Source organism: Actinomadura gamaensis (assembly GCF_042652125.1).
Lineage (GTDB): Bacteria > Actinomycetota > Actinomycetes > Streptosporangiales > Streptosporangiaceae > Spirillospora > Spirillospora gamaensis.
In genome coordinates this window covers 355,715-375,504 of sequence record NZ_JBHSIT010000005.1, presented here as the reverse complement: position 1 = coordinate 375,504, position 19,790 = coordinate 355,715, and the positions used below count along the sequence as shown (strand labels likewise).

Annotated in this window: 22 protein-coding genes; 13 read left to right on the top strand and 9 right to left on the bottom strand. The window is 72.8% G+C overall.

The genetic code is table 11. From position 1 onward, the window contains the following. Nucleotides 1-11: 11 nt before the first annotated feature. Nucleotides 12-1,145: a beta propeller repeat protein gene (locus ACFPCY_RS19435; protein ID WP_378257064.1), complete on the bottom strand. Its 1,134-nt coding sequence runs from the start codon at nt 1,143-1,145 to the stop codon at nt 12-14. A gap of 208 nt (nt 1,146-1,353) precedes the next feature. Between ACFPCY_RS19435 and ACFPCY_RS19430 the strand changes: the two genes are divergently transcribed. After that, on the top strand, nt 1,354-2,403 hold the full coding sequence (locus tag ACFPCY_RS19430) for a hypothetical protein (RefSeq protein WP_378257062.1): 1,050 nt from the start codon (nt 1,354-1,356) through the stop codon (nt 2,401-2,403). A 155-nt stretch (nt 2,404-2,558) separates the two neighbouring features. Beyond that, nucleotides 2,559-3,086 (top strand): pyridoxamine 5'-phosphate oxidase family protein, encoded by a 528-nt coding sequence (locus tag ACFPCY_RS19425; RefSeq protein ID WP_378257060.1) that lies wholly within the window; start codon nt 2,559-2,561, stop codon nt 3,084-3,086. 101 nt (nt 3,087-3,187) lie between these two features. Here the strand turns inward: ACFPCY_RS19425 and ACFPCY_RS19420 are convergent, their stop codons facing one another. Then, a complete protein-coding gene (locus ACFPCY_RS19420) occupies nt 3,188-3,949 on the bottom strand; it encodes a LysR family substrate-binding domain-containing protein (protein ID WP_378257058.1) in 762 nt (253 codons plus the stop codon). Nucleotides 3,950-4,004: 55 nt separating this feature from the next. Between ACFPCY_RS19420 and ACFPCY_RS19415 the strand changes: the two genes are divergently transcribed. Next, on the top strand, nt 4,005-4,388 hold the full coding sequence (locus ACFPCY_RS19415) for a DUF5997 family protein (RefSeq protein ID WP_378257057.1): 384 nt from the start codon (nt 4,005-4,007) through the stop codon (nt 4,386-4,388). 137 nt (nt 4,389-4,525) lie between these two features. On the opposite strand, the gene ACFPCY_RS19410 is transcribed toward ACFPCY_RS19415, so the two are convergent. Further along, on the bottom strand, nt 4,526-4,948 hold the full coding sequence (locus tag ACFPCY_RS19410) for a YdeI/OmpD-associated family protein (protein WP_378257055.1): 423 nt from the start codon (nt 4,946-4,948) through the stop codon (nt 4,526-4,528). A 92-nt stretch (nt 4,949-5,040) separates the two neighbouring features. Here ACFPCY_RS19410 and ACFPCY_RS19405 point away from each other — a divergent pair, with 92 nt between their 5' ends. Then, nucleotides 5,041-5,970 carry a helix-turn-helix transcriptional regulator gene (locus ACFPCY_RS19405; protein ID WP_378257053.1) on the top strand — a complete coding sequence of 310 codons (930 nt, stop codon included), beginning with the start codon at nt 5,041-5,043 and terminating at the stop codon, nt 5,968-5,970. A gap of 391 nt (nt 5,971-6,361) precedes the next feature. Here ACFPCY_RS19405 and ACFPCY_RS19400 read toward each other — a convergent pair whose 3' ends face one another. After that, complete coding sequence (locus ACFPCY_RS19400) at nt 6,362-7,807, bottom strand: MFS transporter (RefSeq protein WP_378257052.1); 1,446 nt, start codon at nt 7,805-7,807, stop codon at nt 6,362-6,364. A 26-nt stretch (nt 7,808-7,833) separates the two neighbouring features. Between ACFPCY_RS19400 and ACFPCY_RS19395 the strand changes: the two genes are divergently transcribed. Further along, nucleotides 7,834-8,370: a CGNR zinc finger domain-containing protein gene (locus ACFPCY_RS19395; protein ID WP_378257051.1), complete on the top strand. Its 537-nt coding sequence runs from the start codon at nt 7,834-7,836 to the stop codon at nt 8,368-8,370. Between the two features lie 49 nt (nt 8,371-8,419). On the opposite strand, the gene ACFPCY_RS19390 is transcribed toward ACFPCY_RS19395, so the two are convergent. Next, nucleotides 8,420-9,364: an NADP-dependent oxidoreductase gene (locus ACFPCY_RS19390; protein ID WP_378257049.1), complete on the bottom strand. Its 945-nt coding sequence runs from the start codon at nt 9,362-9,364 to the stop codon at nt 8,420-8,422. A gap of 117 nt (nt 9,365-9,481) precedes the next feature. On the opposite strand from ACFPCY_RS19390, the gene ACFPCY_RS19385 reads away from it, so the two are divergent. Then, nucleotides 9,482-10,096, top strand: coding sequence for a MarR family winged helix-turn-helix transcriptional regulator (locus ACFPCY_RS19385; RefSeq protein WP_378257047.1), 615 nt, complete (start codon nt 9,482-9,484; stop codon nt 10,094-10,096). Nucleotides 10,097-10,802: 706 nt separating this feature from the next. Here the strand turns inward: ACFPCY_RS19385 and ACFPCY_RS19380 are convergent. Further along, nucleotides 10,803-11,909, bottom strand: coding sequence for a hypothetical protein (locus ACFPCY_RS19380; protein WP_378257045.1), 1,107 nt, complete (start codon nt 11,907-11,909; stop codon nt 10,803-10,805). Between ACFPCY_RS19380 and ACFPCY_RS19375 the strand changes: the two genes are divergently transcribed. The 3 genes from ACFPCY_RS19375 to ACFPCY_RS19365 all read left to right on the top strand — a co-directional run bounded on the left by ACFPCY_RS19375 (nt 11,899) and on the right by ACFPCY_RS19365 (nt 13,830). Then, nucleotides 11,899-12,255, top strand: coding sequence for a hypothetical protein (locus ACFPCY_RS19375; RefSeq protein ID WP_378257044.1), 357 nt, complete (start codon nt 11,899-11,901; stop codon nt 12,253-12,255). The two genes, ACFPCY_RS19380 and ACFPCY_RS19375, sit on opposite strands and share 11 nt — an antisense overlap. A 138-nt stretch (nt 12,256-12,393) precedes the next feature. Then, nucleotides 12,394-13,341: an ATP-dependent DNA ligase gene (locus ACFPCY_RS19370; RefSeq protein WP_378257042.1), complete on the top strand. Its 948-nt coding sequence runs from the start codon at nt 12,394-12,396 to the stop codon at nt 13,339-13,341. 117 nt (nt 13,342-13,458) lie between these two features. Then, nucleotides 13,459-13,830, top strand: a complete 372-nt coding sequence (locus ACFPCY_RS19365) for an OsmC family protein (RefSeq protein WP_378257040.1) — start codon at nt 13,459-13,461, stop codon at nt 13,828-13,830. A 107-nt stretch (nt 13,831-13,937) separates the two neighbouring features. Here the strand turns inward: ACFPCY_RS19365 and ACFPCY_RS19360 are convergent, their stop codons facing one another. Then, the gene (locus tag ACFPCY_RS19360) at nt 13,938-14,801 is read right to left on the bottom strand and encodes an NAD(+)/NADH kinase (RefSeq protein WP_378257038.1); all 864 of its coding nucleotides are present in this window, start codon (nt 14,799-14,801) and stop codon (nt 13,938-13,940) included. A 375-nt stretch (nt 14,802-15,176) separates the two neighbouring features. On the opposite strand from ACFPCY_RS19360, the gene ACFPCY_RS19355 reads away from it, so the two are divergent. Next, nucleotides 15,177-15,971 (top strand): hypothetical protein, encoded by a 795-nt coding sequence (locus ACFPCY_RS19355; RefSeq protein ID WP_378257036.1) that lies wholly within the window; start codon nt 15,177-15,179, stop codon nt 15,969-15,971. Between the two features lie 55 nt (nt 15,972-16,026). On the opposite strand, the gene ACFPCY_RS19350 is transcribed toward ACFPCY_RS19355, so the two are convergent. Beyond that, the gene (locus ACFPCY_RS19350) at nt 16,027-16,365 is read right to left on the bottom strand and encodes a YciI family protein (RefSeq protein ID WP_378257034.1); all 339 of its coding nucleotides are present in this window, start codon (nt 16,363-16,365) and stop codon (nt 16,027-16,029) included. A gap of 211 nt (nt 16,366-16,576) precedes the next feature. Here ACFPCY_RS19350 and ACFPCY_RS19345 point away from each other — a divergent pair, with 211 nt between their 5' ends. Further along, complete coding sequence (locus ACFPCY_RS19345; protein ID WP_378257033.1) at nt 16,577-16,987, top strand: hypothetical protein; 411 nt, start codon at nt 16,577-16,579, stop codon at nt 16,985-16,987. A 211-nt stretch (nt 16,988-17,198) separates the two neighbouring features. Here the strand turns inward: ACFPCY_RS19345 and ACFPCY_RS19340 are convergent, their stop codons facing one another. Next, a complete protein-coding gene (locus tag ACFPCY_RS19340) occupies nt 17,199-17,534 on the bottom strand; it encodes an antibiotic biosynthesis monooxygenase family protein (RefSeq protein WP_378257031.1) in 336 nt (111 codons plus the stop codon). Nucleotides 17,535-17,724: 190 nt separating this feature from the next. On the opposite strand from ACFPCY_RS19340, the gene ACFPCY_RS19335 reads away from it, so the two are divergent. Then, complete coding sequence (locus ACFPCY_RS19335; protein WP_378257030.1) at nt 17,725-18,693, top strand: glycosyltransferase family 2 protein; 969 nt, start codon at nt 17,725-17,727, stop codon at nt 18,691-18,693. Between the two features lie 69 nt (nt 18,694-18,762). Continuing rightward, entirely contained in the window at nt 18,763-19,785 is a 1,023-nt protein-coding gene (locus tag ACFPCY_RS19330; RefSeq protein WP_378257029.1) for an SDR family oxidoreductase, read from the top strand. Nucleotides 19,786-19,790 lie beyond the last annotated feature (5 nt).

The following is a 19,790-nucleotide window of genomic DNA, read 5'->3' as shown; positions in this document are numbered from 1 at the left end:
CCCGGCGACGGTCAGGGTCGGTTCGGCGGCTGGTAGGTCAGGACCGCACCGCGCCTGGCGCTCTCGCCGGCGGCGAGGAGGCGGGTCGTTCCGGGCAGCCGGGCCAGCGTCCTCAGCTCGGCGACAGGACTGATCTTGCTGCGCGTCCACGAGCCGGTGGACGAGCGGTGCACGAGGGCGGACTCGTAGCCGTTCACGTCGGTGGAGCCGAGGAACCACAGGCCGCCCTTGCCGTCGGGTACGGGCGGCACGTCCTCGCCCCAGCGGCCCACCTTGGACCAGAGCCGCTCGGTGTGCCAGCGGCCCTTGGGGTCGAGGTGGAGCAGGACCGAGTCGGTGACGGGCCTGCGGACGCCGTTCACCGAGTCGGTGATCCAGACGCCCCGCGCGTCGGCCGTGACGCCCATCAGGGCATGGAGTTCGTCCGGCCCCGCAGGTTCGGGCAGGGGGACGGTGCGCCAGGTCCTGCCGTCGTAGTGCGCCAGGATCGGACGGGAGGAGAAGCCGCCGGTCCCGGTGGCGAAACCGATCGCCCACATGTCGCGCGGCGAGCGCGCACTCGCCTGGAGGACGTTGAACGGGAGGACGGCCTTGCTCCAGCCCCGGCTTGTGTGACGCCAGGCCACGCTGGTGCGGCCGGCGGCGGTGCTGGTGAAGGTCCAGACGTCGCCGGGTCCGGCGGCCTCGACGTCGGTGACGAAGGCGGACCGGGGCAGGCGCTTGGCGACGTCCCACCTGCCGCCGTTCCAGCGCATCACCAGCGCCGGGGACGACGGGCTGCCGCCGGTTCCGGCCCACACGTCCTTCGCGGAGGCGACGGCCACACCGTTGACCGGTCCGCCGCGCGGCGCCGGGAAGGCGACGCGCTGCCAGCGTCCGCGCTCCCAGCGGAAAGCGGTGGGGGCCACGGTGCCGCCGGCGACGGTGACGCCGCCGAAGGCCCACGCGCTGTCGCGGTCCACCACCGCGAGGTGGCCGAAGAAGCGCATGGACGGCGCGTTCAGCACCGGTCGCCACGTGATCGCACCGGAAGCGGCCCCTGCTGGACCGGCCGCCGCCGGGCCGGCCACTGCCGGACCGGCCGCCGTCACCAGCGCGGCGGCGGCCGAGGCCGCGCACCAGATCGTCTGCTGTCGTCGTTTCATGATCGACGATTCTGGCGGACGGTCGGCCGCGCGTTCGTGGGGTGAAGTACTCAGGCCGGAGTGAGTACCTTCCGCTCGCGTCCCCCGGGGGCGTCCGCACCTGGCCGGGGATTCGGGCCTGAACCGGACGCCGGAGTCGCGGGAATCGCGGTACACAGGGGAGGCGGACCTGCCGGTCCCGGCTCGGTGGCGGCGGGAGGAGCGGGGCATGGTGGCGGTGGAGCTCGCGGTCGCCCTGACCGCGATCGGGGCCAAGGCGGCCGTGACGGAGCTCGTCCGGGGCGGGGCGTGGAGCGGCTCGGACTGGGCGCTGGTCGCCACGCAGGTGGTGGACGCCGTCGTCGCGTCCCCGAACCGTCCCGACCCGGCGCTCCAGCGGATCGAGCAGGGGATCGGGCGGATCGAGCTGCGGCTGGACGTCCTGGGCGAGAAGATCGACGCCCTGCCGGCGCGGAGCAGGGCGCAGGAGTTCGAGATCCACATGGCGGCGGGCCGCCGGTACATGCGGGACCTGCGGGACGAGTGGCGCGGCGACCGGGACCGGCGCCGGCTCGTCGAGCAGGCGCAGCACGAGTTCGTCCGGGCGTTCGGGATCGCCGAGACGATGGCGGACCCGTTGCGGCAGGCGGTCGCGGACGTCGCGATCGCGGCGTGCTGGCTGTGGGTGCCGTCCCTGCGGGACGTGCAGAAGACGATCGGGGCCGCCCGGACCGTCCTCGAACGCGAGCTGCTCTTCGGCACGACGCGGCCCGTCGACGCCTATGTCAGCGTGGTCAGGCTCTGCAAGGCGTACGGGGAGCGTCCGAAACACACCCGCGTCCCCGGACCGCAGACCCCCGGCGCGCGGCTGGCCGTGCAGGCCAAGTACGGCAAGTGGGTCGAGTGCGCCGGCATCGAGGTCCGCGTCGCGCGCGCGAAGGCGGGCGGCGAGGACGATGACCGGAAGCCCGTCACGGCGGTCCCCGATCCCAGGGGAGGCATCATCCTGGTGCGCACGCTCGCCGCCCTCGGGGAGCAAGGGGCTTCCGGGCATCCGGTGAAGGTCACGGTCCGCAACCGGCGGGCCGAATGGGTCTCGGTGTCGAGGACGTGGCCGGCCGTGATCGTCGAGCTTCCGCTGCACGACCGGCTGCCGAGTGAGAACCGGATCGCGCCCGGCGCGGCGGCCACCCTCGACCTGCCCGCCCCGACGCAGCCGGTCCCCGCCTCGGCCACGGGGGCGAGGCCCACGATCGGGTTCGTCCTGCCTCAGCCGTAGGCCCCGGCCGGCATCTCGCAGCGGCGGCGCTGCTGCTGTTCGCATTGCCGCGGTGCCTGACGCAGGGTGTCAGTTATTCGCGCGAGCATGAGCGGCACAGGTCGGCGCCGACGGCAAGGGCGTGCGCCGGCTCCTACGGACGACAAGGACCGCGAATGCGCGAAACACGAGAAGACCTCGAAGAGCTCCAGGCGCTGCTGGACGCCTCGCTCTCCCGTTCCGGGTCGCACCTCCGCTCGATCATCACCACCGAGCGCACGCTCACCGCGGAGCAGCTCACCGGCGTCCTCACGGGGATGTGCACGCTGGCGCTCTCCACCGTGACGGCCAAGGGCGAGCCGCGGATCAGCGGCGCGGACGGTCACTTCCTGCGCGGCAAGTGGCATTTCGGGACGGCCCGGAACGCCGTCAAGGCCCGCCATCTGGCCGCCCGTCCCGCCGCGAGCGCCGCGCACCTGCGCGGCGAGGATCTGGGCGTGTTCACCCACGGCACCGTCGAGATCCTCAACCCCGCGGACGGCGAACCGGCGGCCGACTGGCCGGAGCTGCTCGCGTACTTCAAGGACTTCTACGGCGACGACGCCTTCGACTGGGACGACGACGTCGTCTTCTACCGGCTGCATCCGCACTGGATGAGCGTCTTCGCCCCCGACCTGGCGAAGCTGGAGGGCGCGCACCGCTGAGGCGCCGACGGCCGATCCGTCCGGGTCCGCCCCTTCCGTACCGGCAGGCAGTCGAAGATGATCATGCCGTTGATGATCATCTCCCCGCTGAAGGAGACCGGTCAGCGGCGGCGGCGTTTGGAGTTGGGGTGTTTCTGCTGGGTCTTCTTGCGCGCGGGCTTCTTGGGCGCGCGACCGCCGGACTTCGCGGATTTGGCCGTGTTGGTGGCCTTGGCGGTGTTGGTGGCCTTGGCGGTTTCGGCGGTTTTGGCGGGGTTGGCGGGGTTGCGGCCTCGGGAGCTGTTGGCGGTACGGCCGCGGACGATGCCGATGAGCTCCTCCATGAGGTCGGAGGTCTCGCCGTCCAGCCAGGCCAGGCCGATCTGGGACTGGGGGGCGTCGGTCACGGGCCGGTAGGTGAGGTCCTTGCGGTGGTGCAGGCGGGCCAGCGACTGCGGGACGAGCAGCACGCCCGCCTCCGACGCCACCAGCTCGACCGCGCCCGCCGTGGTCCCGGGACGGGTGAAAGCCGGTTCGCCGGGCCGCTCGTCCCAGGTCAGGACGTCGTCCAGCGGCTCGAACACGTCCTCTTCGGCCAGATCGGCGAGGGTCATCTCGTCGGCCGCAGCCACCGGGTGCTCCTTGGGCACGACCACGACGGTCGCCTCCACGTACAGCGGGATGACGTGCAGGCCCTCGCGATCGACGGGCAGGCGCACGAACGCGGCGTCGGCTCCGCCGTCCCGCAGGAGGGGGACGGCCTCGGCGGCGGGCACCTGGATCAGCCGGAGCGGCGTGTCCCGCACGCGCTCGCCCCAGACTCCGGCCCATTTCGCCGGCGTCACTCCCGGCGCGTACGCCAGCCGGAACTCCCCCTCGTCCACCTTCCCAGCCTAGTGGCGTCCGGACGGCTCCCTTCCGCTGGCTACCCTTGAGGCCATGAGCCCGTCCAAGACGAAGACCCCCCAGACCATGAAGCCCGCGACCGCGGCCCGGAAGCTGGGGATCCTGCTGTCGGCGGCGCCCGCCGAGTTCCAGGAGGGCGTCGTCTCCCGGGACGAGCTGAACGCCCTCCAGGCCGACCCGCCGGCCTGGCTCGCCGAGCTGCGCCGCGAGGGGCCGCACCCGAAGCAGGTGGTCGCCGTCAAGCTCCGCGTCTCCACCTCGGGCCTGGCCCGCGGCGGCATCGACGGGCCGCTCACCACCGCCCAGATCGAGGCGCTGAAGGCCGAGCGGCCCGAATGGCTGGAGCGCGAGCAGGCCGTCCAGGCCGAGGTCCGCAGGGAGGCCCTGCGCCTCAAGCAGCAGCGCGCCAAGTCCTGACCCACGGCGCCCGGACCACCTGACCCACGGCGCCCGGACGGCCTGACCCACGGCGCCCGGACGGGCTGACTCCGGCCGTGCGGACGGCCTGTCCCACGGCGTGCGACGACCTGACCCATGGCGTGCGACGGCCTGATTCACGGCGCGTGACGGCCTGATTCACGGTGTACGGACGGCCCGCATGGGGTGGGCCAGCGGCCGTCCCCCTTCGCGGCCTCGATCGCGGCACGGCCCGCCGGACGCATCCGTCCGGCGGCGGTCAGCGCCTCGGCCTTCGCGGCGTTGATCGCCGACCATGGGCTCCGGCGGGTGCGCGGCGAGTAGCGCTGGAGGTAGTGGTCGCCGTCGAACGCCCTGCGGTGGCTGTCGATCCAGCCGTGGCACAGCGCCTCGTCCAGGGCCTCGGCGATCGTCACGGTCCTCGCCCCGCCGTTCTTCGTGGCGATCAGCAGCCAGACCTCGCGGGCCGTCCCGTGGTGCTCGGCGAGCCAGGCCCGCCAGGCGGCGGCGTCTTCGAAGATCAGCGCGTTCCCGGTCGTCGTGGTGAGTCCGCTCGGCATGTCGGTCCGCCTTCCGTTCGGTGGCCCTGCGGATTCGATGCTTCCAGCCAAAGTGCTCACCGAATGAGCACTTTTCCTGGCATCGTCGGGACATGAGAGCGGATCGCCTGGTGGCCGTCCTGCTGCTGATGCAGTCGCGCGGCCGGGTCACGGCGGCGGAGATCGCCGCCGAGTTGGAGGTCTCGGTCGCCACGGCCCGCCGCGACCTGGAGGCCCTGTCGGCCGCGGGCGTCCCGGTCTACCCGCAGCCGGGACGCGGCGGCGGCTGGTCGCTGGTCGGCGGCGCCCGCACCGACCTGTCCGGGCTCAGCTCGTCCGAGGCGAGGGCGCTGTTCCTGCTGCTCGGACCGGCCGCCGCGCTCGCACCGGAGGCGAGGACGGCGCTGCGCAAGCTCCTTCGCGCCCTGCCCTCGACGTTCCGGCCGGAGGCCGAGGCGGCGGCGGACGCGGTCGTGGTCGACCCGTCCCGCTGGGGCGGGCACCGGCGCGCGCGGCCCGTCCTCGTGGACCTGCTGGAGGTGGCGGTGGTCCGGCGCCGGAAGGTGCGGTTCACCTACTCGGGCCGGGAGCGCCTCGCCGCCCCGCTCGGCCTCGTCAGCAAGGACGGCGTCTGGTACCTGATCGCCGGAACCTCCGGCGGGCGGCGGACCTTCCGGGTCGACCGGATGGCCGACGCGGAGGTCACCGCGGAACCGTCCGAGCGTCCGGCGGGCTTCGACCTCGCCGCGGCCTGGGACGAGGTCGTCACCGCCATGGAGGCGCGGCGCGCGACGACGACGGCCGTCGCCACCCTCGACGTCCGGTACCTGCCCGTCCTGCGGGACCGCTTCGGCCGCCACTGCGAGGTGATCGCCCACGGCGACCGCGTCCGGGTCGCGCTCACCGCGCCGACCGCCCTCGACCTCGCCCGTCAGCTCGCGGGCTGGGGCGATCTCGTCATCGTGGAGGAGCCGCGGACCGTCCGGGACGAGCTGGCGAAGCTGGCCGCCCAGCTCACCACCGTGTACGGCCGGCCGGACTAGGACTCCGAGCCGCGATTTCCACCTTGCCACCCGCCCGGCTCGGCTCAGGACCTCCTCCAGTGTGCGGGCGAAGCAGTCGCCGGTGCACTGTCCTGCCAGGAGATCATCGCGATGAACGCGGCCATGCCCGCGTTCCAGCGACCGGTCCCGCGCCCAGCGCCCCGATGACGGCGTGGACGTCGGCCGCCTGCCACTCGGGCGGTGCTCGGTGCGCCCGTCCTTGCGGACGCCGCGTCCCAGACCGCGCGGGTCGTAGGTGACCACGGTCCGGTCAGGGGGACGCCAGGGCGCGGAAGCCGCCCGCGCACATCGGCTGGCCGATCATGAACAGCGGCGGGTGAGAACTCATCGTTCCCGTCGCGGGCCCGAACCAAGCCTCCGGCGCATGGGATCAATGTTCGGCGAGCTGAGAGGGGGCGGTCGTGCGGTGGCGAAGGAGGAGCACGGCGATGGCCCCCGTCAGCGTCGCGAGCAGGCCGCACAGGACGAGCGCCGACCGGACGCCCGCGGCGTGGACGGTATGGGTGAAGATGCCGCAGATCGCCACGCCGAGGGTGAGGCCGAACTGCCGGGCGGCGTTGGCCGCGGCGCCGGCCGTTCCCGCGTAGCGGGCGGGGACGGACGCCATGGCGACGGCGGGGAGGACCGGGGAGACGATCCCCGCCCCGACGCCGCTGAGGACGAGGAAGGGCAGGAGCGCCGGCCAGCCCGATCCCGCGTCGAGGGCGATGCCGGTCAGCGCGCCGGCGCCGATCACGACGGTGCCGGCGCCCAGCGTCCAGTGCGGGCTCAGCCGCTGGAGCCGGTTGCTGACCAGCCCGGAGACGGCGATGAAGACCAGCAGTTGGGCCACGAGCACGAGCGAGGTGGCGAGCGCGCCGAGGCCGGCGTCCGCCTGGAGCCAGGCCGACAGGCTCGGCAACGCGCCGAAGGCGGCGAAGTAGTACCCGAACGCCACCAGCAGGACGCCGACGAAGCCGGGGGTGGTGAACAGGGCGGGCGGCAGGATCGGGCGGGCGGTGGCGCGCTCGAACAGGACGAACGCGGTGAGCGCGGCGCCCGCGGCGAGCCCGCCGGCGATCGTGCCCGGCGCCGTCCAGCCGGACTCGCCCGCGGCGATGACGGCGTAGGTCGACGCGGTCACCGCCACCGTGATCGTCGCGATGCCCGGCCAGTCGAGCCCCCTCGCCCCCCGGTCCCCCCGCGAGCCGCGGTCCGCTGGTGGGAGGAAGCGCGCGGCGATGGCCAGCGCGAGCGCGCACAGCGGCACCGCGCCGAGGAAGATCCATCGCCATCCGGCGTACTCGGCCAGCACTCCCCCGCCGACCGTGCCGACCGCGGACGCCGCGCCCGCGACCGCGCCCCAGATCGCGAACGCGGTCGCCTTGTCTCGGCCGGCGTAGGCCGATCCGATCAGCGGGAGGATGGAGGCGAACATGGCGGCCCCGGCCGTCCCCTGGACGGCGCGGGCGGCGATCAGCCAGGACGGGGACGCCGCCGCCCCGCAGGCCAGCGTCGCCAGGGTGAACAGCGCCAGCCCGGCCAGGTAGAGGCGGCGGGCGCCCAGCGCGTCGCTGAGCGCCCCGGCGCCGAGCAGCAGCCCGGCCAGCGCCAGCGTGTACACGTCGATGATCCATTGCCGGGCTCCGAACGCCGCGCCCAGGTCGGCGCCCAGGCTCGGCAGGGCGACGGTGACGACCGAGGTGTAGAGCAGCAGCAGGAAGGTGCCGAGGCAGCACGCGGCCAGCGGCAGCCAGCGCGCCGGCCGGCGCCCCGCGTCGCCGCTCCGCTCGGACGGGACGAAGGACGAAGTGTTCGCGACAGAGTTCGTGGTCACGCCCATCACGGTGATGTAATGAGCTTGTGCCTGTAAATCCTTACGGCAGGACGCTGCTGTGCGCCGTCATCGACCTGCTCAACCGCCCGCCGGACAGCCCCGGCGAGCTCGCCGACCGGTGGGCCGCCACCGGCATGCCGCTGGAGAGCGATCCGGGCCCGGACGACCTCGCGACCGTGCGCGGTTACCTCGCCGCGTGGTCCCGGCTGGTCGGCGCCACGACCGACACCGAGCGGGTCGCCCTGCTCAACGAGATGCTCGCCCGCTACGCGACGCCGCCGACGATCACCGACCACGACGGCAGCGGATGGCACATCCACTACCGCCGGGACGACGCGAGCTTCGGCGGCATCCTCACCGCCGCCACCACCGTCGCCGCCGCCCAGCACCTCACCGGCAACGGCATGCACCGGCTCGGCTTCTGCGCTCTGCCCGAATGCACCAACGCCTACGTCGACTTCAGCCGTCCGGGGCGGCAGCGCTACTGCTCGCATCCCTGTTCCAACCGGGACGCCGTCCGGCGGCACCGCACCGCGCGAAAGGCGCGGACGGGCGGCCGATGACTCCGCCGCCCGTCCGCGCCTTCGCGGTCTGATCCGCCCGGCCGGCAGGTCATTCGGCGGTCGGCAGGATGACGACCTTGCCCGCGAGCGTCCCTTCGGCCGCGCGGGCGTGCACCGACGCCAGGTCGGCCAGCGGGACGCGCTCCGCGACGTCCACGGTCAGCTCGCCGCGGTCGACCCGCGCCACCAGTTCGGCCAGTTGCCCGGCGTCGCTGCGGACGAAGATGTCGATGCCCCGCACGCCACGAGCCTCGTCGGACGGCGCGGTCATCCACACGGTGGTGCTGACCACGACGCCTCCGTCGCGGACGAGACCGGCCAGCGCGGCGAACTCGTCGGGGTCGATCGGCGCGAGGTTCAGCAGGACGTCCACCGGCTCCGTCACCGCGCCGGTCACCGGCGTGGCGGAGTGGTCGATCACCTCGTCGGCACCGGCCGCCCTGACCTGCTCGATGCTGCGCGGGCTGCCGGTGGCGATCACGTAGGCGCCCGCCGCTCCGGCCAGCTGGACCGCGTAACCGCCGACGGCGCCACCGGCGCCGTTGATCAGGATCCGTTGCCCGGCCTTCAGACCGGCGTGGTCGAAGAGCGCCTGCCAGGCGGTGAGCCCGACCAACGGCAGCGCCGCCGCGTCGGCGAGCGGGATGGAGGTCGGTGCCGCCGCCAGGCTCTCGGCGGGCGCGAGGACGTACTCCGCCGAGGCGCCGTCCACGACGAACGGCAGGAACCCGACGACCCGGTCACCGACCGCGAAACCGGTCACGCCCTCGCCGAGAGCGTCGATCGTCCCCGCGACGTCCAGGCCGGGGATGTGCGGCAGCGTCAGAGGCATCGGGCCCTGCATCAGCCCCGCGCGGATGTTGCCGTCGACGCCGTTGAACGTCGTGGCGGCGACGCGCACCCGCACCTGCCCGGCGCCCGGCACCGGCTGCTCGACGTCCTCGTAGCGCAGGACGCCGGGGGTGCCGTACTCGTGGAATCGCACTGCCTTCATGGTGGCCTCACTCCGCTCTCCAACGTGCTTCGAATTTGAAGCACATGGAGGATCGTAGCTCTGTTTCGAATTTGAAGCAAGTGCTTCGAAGATGAAGCATCCGCTAGGCTGGGGCACATGGTCGACACGCCCGCCGAGCCCCGCACGCCCGCCGAGCCCCGCACGCCCGCCGAGCCACGGTCGCCCGCCGAGCCCGAGGGAGCGCCGCCCCTGGACGCCGTCCAGCTGGGCGCGTACTTCGCCCTCATGGAGGTGGCGGGCCTGCTCCGGCACGCGGTCGAGCAGCAGCTGCGCGAGGCGGGCGACCTCAGTTACGTGCAGTTCCAGCTCCTGGCCCGCCTCGGCCTCGACTCGCCGAGCGGCAGCGAGCGCATGACCGACCTCGCCGACGGCGTGGTGTACAGCCGCAGCGGCCTCACCTACCAGGCCGGGCTGCTGGAGAAGGCGGGCCTGGTCACGCGGACGCGCTCCGCGGACGACGACCGGGGCGTCGTGGTCACGATCACCGACGCCGGACGGGCGCTGCTCGCCAAGGTGCTCCCCGGCCACACCGAGGTCGTCGGCCGGCAGCTCTTCCAGCCGCTGTCGCGCAGCGACACCAAAACCCTGGCCGACCTGCTGTCCCCGGTGCGCGACCACATGCGCGCGGCACCACCTCGCTCCGCGGCGCCACGCTCCGCGACCTCCCGCTCCGCTACCTCCCGCTCCGCGACGCCCCGCCGCGAGCGATAACACCGCACTCGCGCTCGGGGTGGCACGTCCATAGCTCGGTGCTGCCGGACGGGCGCTGAGGCCCTTAAGCAGTTGTCAAGCGGTTGCGGTTGCTGACACGCGTCTAAGGGGTGCGCGCCTAACGTCACCGGCGTCCAGCATTTCCGGTGGCTCCCCCGCGCGGCGGCATCGGCCGGGAATGCGCCTGTGTCCGGCGTGGCGCGCCGCATTCGTCGACCGAGCTATGGAGGTCGTCATCAACAGCGATTCGGGGCGTCCGGGGGCAGCGGCGCAGCCGCCGGAGAACGGGCCTCGACGGTTCGCCCCGGTGGAAGCGGCGGCGCGGGCCGTCCGGAGGCGGGCGGCGGCGCGGGCGGTAACGCAGGCAACGGCGTCGGCGCTAACGCAGGCAGCGGCGTCGGTAGTAAGGCGGGCGGTGGGGCGGGCCGTCCGGGAGCGGCCGTCACCTGGCCGTGCGAGTTCTGCCGCCGGCCGTCTTCGATGAGCAACACACTCGCCGCGCGCCCAGCATAAGCCGTCCAGATGGGTCCTTACTGCGCAAACGAGCAGCTAAGCCCTTAAGCCGGTGTTAAGGCGTTCCTGACGCGAACCTAAGGGGTCCGCACGTAGTGTCACCGCCATTCAGCAATTCCGGAGAATTTCCGAACGGGCGCGGTGTCGGCGCGGGGATATGGCCTGTTCTGCGCGCCTCGTCCTGTTCGCTGCTTCATTTTTGGAGGTCGTCATCAACGCTGATGCGGGTATTGCGGGGCCGGTACCGTCCGCCCGCTGGATGAAGCGCTCCGGCATCGCGCTCGCCGGAGGGGCCGCCCTGCTGGGTGCGGCGTTCGTTCCGGCCGGGTCCGCGATCGCCGACACCGCTCCGGCGGCCGGGACGCCCGCGACGATGAGCGCGGACCCGCTGCCGACCTGGCAGGTGAACGGCGTGGTGTGGAGCATGGCGACCGTGGGCGACACGGTGTATGCGACCGGCAGTTTCACCAAGGCGCGTCCGCCGGGCACCAAGCCGGGCGACAAGAAGGAGGTGGCGCGGCAGAACCTGCTGGCGTTCAGCCTCAGCACCGGCAACCTGGTCGCCTCCTTCAACCACAAGCTGAACGGGCAGGGGCTGCGGGTGGTGGCCTCGCCGGACGGCAAGCGGGTCTATGTGGGCGGCGAGTTCACCACGGTGGACGGCAAGCCGCACACGCGGCTGGCGGCGTTCGACGCCAAGACCGGCAAGCTGGTGGACGCGTTCAAGCCGGTGGTGTCCAACAAGGTCCGCGCGATCGCCGCGACCAACAACACCGTCTACTTCGGCGGCAACTTCTTCAATGTCAACGGCAAGCCGCGCACCCGGCTCGCCGCGGTCAGGGCGTCCGACGGCTCGAACCTGCCGTGGGCGCCGCAGGCCGATGACGACGAGGTGTTCGCGCTGGCCGTCGCGCCGAAGGGCGGAGTGCTGGTCGGCGGGCGGTTCCAGACGATCAACGGCGAGCCGCAGGCGGGCGTCGGTGAGGTCGATCCGACCTCCGGCGCGACCCTGCCGTTCGAGGCGCGTCCCGTTCTGGCGAGGCAGGGTTCGGACTTTTCCTACGTCACCGACCTTCAGGTGCAGGGCGACACGGTGTTCGGCGCGGCGGACGGCGAGGGCCGCCACTGGTTCGACGGCCGTTTCGCGGCGAAGGCCGACGACGGCAAGCTGGTCTGGCTGGACAACTGCTACGGCGCGACCTACTCGATCCTGCCGCTGGGCAAGGCGGTCTACAGCGTGTCGCACCGGCAACGCCGACTGCATCGCGCTCGGCGGCGAGTTCCCCTCGGTGAACGGCAAGGCGCAGCAGGGCCTGGTCCGCTTCGCCGCGAAGGCCAAGGCGCCGAACAAGTCGGGCCCCCTCAACCTCGCGGCACCACGCGCGACCGTGTCCGCGGGGAAGGTGACCGTCCGCTGGACGTCCACCTGGGACATGGACAACGCCAACCTCACCTACGAGGTCCTGCGCGACAACCGGACGAAGGCGATCGGCACGCTGACCAAGCCGTCCACCTTCTGGAGCACCCCGGCGCTCACCTACACCGATACGTCCGCGCCCAAGGGGCGGCACACCTACAAGATCCGGGTCAAGGACCCGCTGAAGAACACCGTCACCTCCCCGGCGTCCACCGCCGTCTCCCGCTGACGGCCACGATTAGGTGGGTTGAGCTGGGGGTATTCGAGGGGTCATGGGGGCGGTGGCCGGTCTGCGCCGGTCGGCGGACGGCGGCTCGCGCGGGGTGCGCGGGCCGTCGCGGTGATCCTCTCCTGGCCGATTCCCCCGATGCTGGCCCAATCCACCGATCACCTGCCCGCCCCGGCGCCGAAGCGGGAACTGCGGTACGAGCCGAAATGGGACGGCTTCCGCTGCCTGGCCTTCCGCGCCGACGGCGGGCAGGTGCGGTTGCAGTCGCGGCAGCTCCGGCCACTGGACGCCGCGTTCCCCGAGGTGGTCAAGGCGGTCGCGGCGACGGTTCCGCCCGGGACGATCCTGGACGGGGAGATCGTCCGCTGGCACGACGGGCGGCTGGACTTCGACGCGTTGCAGCGCCGGAACACCGGCCCGCGCCGCAACGCCGAGCTGGCGCGGCGCGAGCCGTGCCATCTGATCGTCTGGGACGTGCTGGAGACCGGCGGAACGGCGCTGCTGTCCCGGCCGCTGAGCGAGCGCCGCCTCGTCCTGGCCGAGGTCCTGGCGGACGCGCCGCCCGCCGGGCTGGTCGTGCTGTGCCCGCAGATCGGCGACGTCGGCGAGGCGCGGCTGTGGGCGGAGGTGCTCGCGCCCCAGGGCGTGGAGGGCATGGTGGCCAAGAGCGCGTCCGGGGCGTACCGTCCCGGCCGTCGCGGCTGGTGGAAGTGGAAGCGCCGCCGGACGACCGAGGCGATCGTCGGCGGGATCACCGGGACGCTCGCCCGTCCGGGCGCGCTGATCCTCGGCCGGATGGACGCTGAGGGGGAACTGCATGTCGTGGGCCGGACGGTGCCGGTCACCGCGCCCGCGCGCGAGCGGATCGCCCGCCTGCTGCGCCCGCCGGCCGGCCCCCACCCCTGGCCGCCGCGCCTGCCGGTCGGCTGGCGCGGCGGCACTGCCGAGTACGTCCAGGTCGAACCGGAACTGGTGGTCGAGGTCGAGGTGGACGCCGCGGTCTGGCGGCACCCGGCCCGCATCGTCCGCCCGCGTCCCGACCTGACGATCGAGGACGTCGCCCGCGGCCGAGCGATCGACGACTAGCCCCCGCGCATGGCCGCCGACCCCGCCATCATGTCCATTATCTGGACACTATTTCTCACATTATGAGCTGAGCGCTACGATCCGCGCAGATGAGTTCTGGTAGAGGCGGGTGAGAGCATGGTCGAGGCTGCGGCGCTTCCGGCGCCTTGGCAGGTCAGGTTCCAGGCGGACGGCAACGAGGGAGTCGCGGACACGCGCAAGGGCGGCGTCGGTGGTTCGGCGGGAATGCGACCACACGAACTCCTCGAAGCCTCCCTGGCCGCTTGCATGACCATTTCGGCGCGAATGGCGCTGGCCGACCTCGGCGTTCCCGACGCCGAGGTGAGAGTGCGGGTCGGCCTTGAGCGCGAGGAGTCGGCGACGCGGTTCCGGTACGAACTCCTGCTCGCTCCGGAGCTCGAGATTCACCGTCCCGCGATCGCCGAGCGCATCGCCTGCTCGCCGGTGCTTTCCACGCTGAGCAAACCGTTGGATTTCGTCCCGGCCTGACGGCGAAACCAATCTGGCGCTTTTCCCTCCCGATTTACCGGGGGGCCGATCCCGGAATCGTTTGACGGGTCGGCGCGAGAACACGCCGCCGTCGTCGGCGGGACGGGTCAGTCGGCTTCGGCACTGCCGCTGACGCGCAGCTTGCGGCGGGCGCGTTCGTAGAAGGTGGTGCCGCCGAGCCGGACGACCCGCGCGGCGGCGCGGGCCGCCGTCACCGTGATCCGGTCGCCCGGTTCGAGCTGGGCGGCGACCGCGCCGTCCACCTCCACCGCGAGCGTGCCGCAGGTCGGCAGCAGTTCCAGCGTGACGGTCTCGTCCGCGGAGAGCATGAGGGCGCGGTTGAACGTCGAGTGCGCCGCGGCCGGGATCACGAGGAACCCCTCCACCGCGGGTGACACGATCGGGCCGCCGGCCGAGTAGCTGTAGGCCGTCGAGCCGGTCGAGGTGGCGACGATCACCGCGTCCCCGGCGTACCGGACGAACGGCTGGCCCTCCACGATGACCTGGACGGCCGCGAGCCCGTCCCCCGGGACGCGCACCAGCGCGACGTCGTTGAACGCGGTGACGGCCTGCCCGCCCGGCAGCAGGGCCGTCACCGACATGCGCGGCTCGACCTCGTAGCGGTGCGCGTCGATGCTGGACAGCGCGCCGGGCAGGTCGTCGACGTCGATCTCGGCCAGGAACCCGAGGCGGCCCAGGTTCACCCCCAGCACCGGAGTGGCGCCCCCGGACGCCAGCCGCATGCAGCGCAGCATCGTGCCGTCGCCGCCGAGGCTGACCAGCAGGTCGGCGCGCTCGACCAGGGCCTCGGCCGGCACCGGGACCGCGCTGCAGTCGATGCGCCCGATCTCGTCCGGCAGCCCGAGGACGGTCCCGCTGCGGCCCGCCGCCCAGCCGATGATCGTGTCCACCGCGACCCTGGAGTCGCGCTGCGGATGCAGGACCAGCCCGACCGTGTCCACCATGCCCATCCCCGCACGCTACTGCCCCGAGCCCACCCCCGGCACCTGCCGCCCGCTCCCCGGAACCGCCTTTTCTTCCTTTGTGAAGTGTGAGAGACAGGAGTACGAGCGTTGCGGACGGTGCATGATGCGAGGACTTCGAGCATTCGCTTTTCGTGACCGAGAGACCACGGAAGGAACGCTGTGCGCGTTGGAAGCCGGCTCAGGCCGCCGGTCCGCGGCCTTGTCGCATTCTCGCTGCTTTTCACCGCGGTATCGGCCGTCCCCCAGGCGGCGTCGGCGCGGGCCGCGACCGGCATCACCGGCGGAGGGCACGGATACCTGCGGGAGCCCGACGGCCGGTTCACCGCAGTCGACGTGCCGGGATCGACCGGGACCATGCCCATGAGCATCAACGACCGGGAGGAGATCGTCGGCACCTACGACGACGCCTCTGGACGCAGCCACGGATTCCTGCGGTCGAACGGCCGATATTCGACGATCGACCACCCGAAGGCCACCGGCGAGGCGAACTCCGAGGGCCTTTCCGGCACTTTCGCCTCGGGCGTCAACGATCGCGGTGAGATCGTCGGAAGCTATGTCGGCGCCCACGGCGTCATCCATGGATTCCGCTACGCGCGGGGCGGGTTCACTGCCGTCGACGTCGCCGGCGCCCGGGAGACCTGGCCGTTCGGGATCGACGATCGTGGGCGGATGACCGTCCAGACCGTCCGCCCGGACGGCTCCCAGCCCCAGTACCTGCTGGACGGCGGCGAGTACACCCCGGTCGCCTTTCCGGGAGCCGGCCTTTCCATCGTGCACCGCCTCACCGACCATGGGGTGATCGTCGGCGTCTACCTGGACAGTCCCGAAGCGACCCGGCAGCACGCCTTCCTGCTGGACCGCGGCGCCTACACGCGCTTCGACGTCCCCGGCGCGCAGTACACCGGCCTCAACGCGGCCACCGACGGCGGCGTCCTGACCGGCTACTACGTTCCCGAGGGCTCGACGACCGGCCACGGATTCCTCACCCGCGGCGGAAGGATCACCTCCTTCGACGCCCCCGGCGCCGCCGGCACCACCGCCTACGACATCAATGACCACGGCCAGATCGTCGGCAGCGGCTTCCCGCCCACCGGCGACGGCCCGCGCTCATCGTCCCTGCGGATTCCGGCGGGCCATGCCGTCAGAGCCTCATAGCCGCGGGAGAGACGGCGGCCGTATAGCCGACCTGCCGCCCCCCACCTGCCACCGGTCAGGTGGGGAGGGCGTCGCCTGGGAAGCTGCGGACCGGATGGACCTCGAAGGTGAACAGCCCCGCGCGGACGCCGGGGTCGTCCTGCATGAGCTCACGGGTCCGCTCGACCGACGCGTTGAAGATGCCCACGCCGCACAGGTCGGTGTCGTCCAGCACCGGGCAGACGATCGGCAGGAGGCCCTCGGCGCGGAGCTGGAAGTTGCGCCGTCCGTGCTCCCAGACGACAGGATCGGCGCGGTCTAACGCCTGCCCTTCGGCCGCCTTCAGCAGGACGACCGAGTACTCGCGGGTCCGGGACATCAGCGCGCGCATCTGCTCGTCTGTGATGTCGGGCATGTCGGGCATATCAATACCTCCGCGGCCGCTGGGTCCGATGCTATCCGCCCGCCTGCGTCCGGACGGGCGGGCTCCGCCGCACGCGATCGGCACCGTGTCCGGGACGTCATCGAAGGGCGGCTCGCGGCGGCGCGGGCGTCGACCAAAGTCGAGGGCGGACCCGTCCTTGGCAGGCTGCGACGTGCCGGTGACGGTGGGCAGGGTGGGCGTCATGAGCGAGATCGACGCGCCGCTGGCGCAGGCACCGTACATCGGATGCACGACCGTGGAGCTGCGGAGCCGCCGGAGGGGCGACCGGATCGCCGCCGGCGTGGACCAGAGCGTGCTCTTCCCCCGGCGCGGCGAGGTGGAGCTCCACGCGGACCGGCTCGTCCTGCGGGGGTGGGGGGACGGCGGCGCGCTGGTGCTGCGGCCGTCGGACGTGACCTCCGTGGCCAACGAGTACACCGAGCTGTACGGCCGGTTCGTCGGCGGGCTCCTCAACGCGGGCAGGCCGCTGATCCTCGGGACCGTCCCGGCCGGCGAGATCTACCTGATGATCGATCACCGGACGTTCATGGAGACCACCGACAACCGCCGATGGGCGAAGCTGATCAGGAAGTGGCTCGACGACGCCGCGTGAAAGGACGCGGTGACCGGTTCGCGCAAGGGAGGCGTGCCGCGCACGCCTCGCGATGCGCGCCGGTGGTGACCGGTGACGTCTTCGGGACGGATCCCTCCGGCAGGACCTGCGGCATGTGCAGCTGGGCGATCTGCCTGGATCGTCCATGGGCTCGACGCTAGGGACCGGCCCACCCGTCCCGCAGCCCGCCGAAGACGGCTCCGGCACCGACTTAGGTAGCGAACCTGTGGGCGCGCTCGACCTTGGCGACGTGCAGTGCGTACGAGGCATACCAGTGCTCGCGGCCGTACTCGCGCGCCAGGGCGTGCTCCGCGTGGTCCCGCCAGGCGGCGATCGACTCCTCGTCCTTCCAGTACGACACCACGATCCCGAGGCCGTCGGCGCCGGCGGCCGCATCGACGCCGAGGAATCCGGGCTGCTCGGCGGCCAGTTTCATCAGCCGCTCGTCGGTCTCCTGGAAGCCGTCGTCTCCGGCGGTCCGGACGGAGGTGAACACCACGGCGTAGTAGGGCGGCGAGGGCAGCGCGGCGGGCGCGGGATCGGTCACGCGGGTCCTCCAACGGACGGCACCGGCAGGATCGTCCTCAACGATCTCGCGCGATCCCGGAACTCACAACCTTCCCCCCGCGCTCCCCAAACATTTCCCAGGCGATGCATGGCCGCGTTCCAGCGGGTAGCGGGAGCGTGAGCCCCCCCAGAGGCCAGTGGCGCGAAGAAGATCGAGGAGGCCCTCAGAGGTGGCTGACGGGGACCGGGGATCGGCTCGGGCCGGGGACGGACGGAACGCGTCCGGCCTCGTCCGTGCGACGGCTCCGCTGAACGGCGGCCGGCCGGGACGGGAGCGCGCCGACGTGACGGTGGTCATCGCCACGCGGGACCGGCGCGACCAGTTGCTCCGGACGCTCGGGCGCCTTTGCGAGCTGCCCGAACGTCCGCCGATCATCGTGGTGGACAACGCGTCGCGGGACGGCGGCCCGGACGCGGTCCGCCGCCGCTTCCCCGAGGTGCGGGTGGTCGAGCTGCCCGCCAACCGCGGGGCCTGCGCGCGCAACGTCGGCGTCCGCCGCGCCGGAACGCCGTACGTGGCCTTCAGCGACGACGACTCGTGGTGGGAGGCCGGCGCGCTGGACACCGCCGCCCGCGCCCTGGACGCCCATCCCCGGCTCGCCCTGCTCGTCGGCCGGATCCGCCTCGCGCCCGACGGCCGTCCGGATCCGGTCTCCCGGAAGATGGGCACCGCGCCGCTCGGGCGCGAGGACGATCTGCCCGGGCCGTCGGTCCTGGGTTTCCCGGCCTGCGGGGCGGTCGTGCGGCGCGACGCGTTCCTGGCCGTGGGCGGTTTCGACGACCTGCTGTTCTTCGGCGGCGAGGAGACGCTCCTCGCCCTCGACCTCGCCGCGGGAGACCGCGGCCTGGCCTATCTGGACACCGTCCACGCCTGGCACGACCCGCACGGCGCCGGGCACCAGTCACCCGAACGCTGGGCGTTGCAGCAGCGCAACGACGTCCTCGTCACCTGGATGCGCCTGTCGCCCGGGCGGACCGCCGCCCGCACGTGGCGCCTGGCGCGTGCCGCCGTGACCGATCCCGCCGCCCGCGGCGCGCTGACCGCTCTCCTGCGCCGCCTCCCCGCCGCCCTGGCACGCAGGCGGAGGGTCCCCCGGGCCCTGGAGAAGCAGATCGCGGTCCTCCACGAGCTCCAGTGACCGCGGCATGAAATCCGCTGTGGGGGTACTGCGCGAGAGCGCCCGGTCCCATCAGGGAGGAGAGTCGCGGTGGAGCAGAAGATCGGCAAGGACACCGTCGTCGTCGTGACGGGAGCCAGCGGCGGGATCGGCCGCGCCACGGCGGTGGCGTTCGCGCGGCGCGGCGCCCGCGTCGCGCTCGTCGCGCGCGGGGAGAAGGGCCTGGACGGCGCGGCGCGCGACGTCGAGAAGGCGGGCGGCAGGCCGCTGGTCGTCGCCGCCGACATGGCCGACCACGCGAGCGTGGAAGCAGCGGCCGACCGGATCGAACGGGAGCTGGGGCCGATCGATGCGTGGGTGAACGTCGCCTTCACCTCCGTGTTCGCGCCGTTCACGCAGATCGAGCCGGACGAGTTCGAGCGCGTCACCCAGGTCACCTATCTGGGCTTCGTTCACGGCACCAGGGCGGCGCTGAAGCGGATGCTGCCGCGCGACAAGGGCGTCATCGTGCAGACCGGCTCCGCCCTGGCCTACCGGGGCATCCCCCTGCAGAGCGCCTACTCCGGAGCCAAGCACGCGATCCAGGGCTTCACCGAGTCGCTGCGCTGCGAGCTGATGCACGACCGCAGCAACGTCAAGATCACCATGGTGCAGATGCCGGCGGTGAACACCCCGCAGTTCGACTGGGTGCTGTCCCGGCTCCCCCGGCACGCGCAGCCGGTCCCGCCCATCTACCAGCCGGAGGTGGCGGCGGAGGCCCTGGTGTTCGCCGCGGAGCATCCGGCGCGGCGGGAGTACTGGGTCGGGGAGACGACCGCGGCGACGCTGCTGGCCAACAAGGTCGCGCCCGGGCTGCTGGACCGGTACCTGGCCAGAACGGGCTACGGCTCGCAGCAGACCGAGCAGCTCCGCGATCCCGACCAGCCCGCCAACCTCTGGGAACCCGCCGACGACCCGGGCGGCCGCGACTTCGGCGCGCACGGGGACTTCGACCGGCAGGCGCACGGCGCCAGCCCCCAGCTGTGGGCGTCCCAGCACGAGCGTCCGCTGCTCGTCGCCGCGGGCGCGACCGCCGCGCTCGCGCTGGGCGCGTTCCTGCTGCGCCGCCGGTGACGGCC

What these genes read in the sequence shown, in the direction of transcription:
- ACFPCY_RS19435 (WP_378257064.1), bottom strand. Translation starts at nt 1,145, where the DNA reads ATGAAACGACGACAGCAGACGATCTGGTGCGCGGCCTCGGCCGCCGCC.
- ACFPCY_RS19430 (WP_378257062.1), top strand. Translation starts at nt 1,354, where the DNA reads ATGGTGGCGGTGGAGCTCGCGGTCGCCCTGACCGCGATCGGGGCCAAG.
- ACFPCY_RS19425 (WP_378257060.1), top strand. Translation starts at nt 2,559, where the DNA reads ATGCGCGAAACACGAGAAGACCTCGAAGAGCTCCAGGCGCTGCTGGAC.
- ACFPCY_RS19415 (WP_378257057.1), top strand. Translation starts at nt 4,005, where the DNA reads ATGAGCCCGTCCAAGACGAAGACCCCCCAGACCATGAAGCCCGCGACC.
- ACFPCY_RS19410 (WP_378257055.1), bottom strand. Translation starts at nt 4,948, where the DNA reads ATGCCGAGCGGACTCACCACGACGACCGGGAACGCGCTGATCTTCGAA.
- ACFPCY_RS19405 (WP_378257053.1), top strand. Translation starts at nt 5,041, where the DNA reads ATGAGAGCGGATCGCCTGGTGGCCGTCCTGCTGCTGATGCAGTCGCGC.
- ACFPCY_RS19390 (WP_378257049.1), bottom strand. Translation starts at nt 9,364, where the DNA reads ATGAAGGCAGTGCGATTCCACGAGTACGGCACCCCCGGCGTCCTGCGC.
- ACFPCY_RS19385 (WP_378257047.1), top strand. Translation starts at nt 9,482, where the DNA reads ATGGTCGACACGCCCGCCGAGCCCCGCACGCCCGCCGAGCCCCGCACG.
- ACFPCY_RS19370 (WP_378257042.1), top strand. Translation starts at nt 12,394, where the DNA reads ATGCTGGCCCAATCCACCGATCACCTGCCCGCCCCGGCGCCGAAGCGG.
- ACFPCY_RS19365 (WP_378257040.1), top strand. Translation starts at nt 13,459, where the DNA reads ATGGTCGAGGCTGCGGCGCTTCCGGCGCCTTGGCAGGTCAGGTTCCAG.
- ACFPCY_RS19360 (WP_378257038.1), bottom strand. Translation starts at nt 14,801, where the DNA reads ATGGGCATGGTGGACACGGTCGGGCTGGTCCTGCATCCGCAGCGCGAC.
- ACFPCY_RS19355 (WP_378257036.1), top strand. Translation starts at nt 15,177, where the DNA reads ATGAGCATCAACGACCGGGAGGAGATCGTCGGCACCTACGACGACGCC.
- ACFPCY_RS19350 (WP_378257034.1), bottom strand. Translation starts at nt 16,365, where the DNA reads ATGCCCGACATCACAGACGAGCAGATGCGCGCGCTGATGTCCCGGACC.
- ACFPCY_RS19345 (WP_378257033.1), top strand. Translation starts at nt 16,577, where the DNA reads ATGAGCGAGATCGACGCGCCGCTGGCGCAGGCACCGTACATCGGATGC.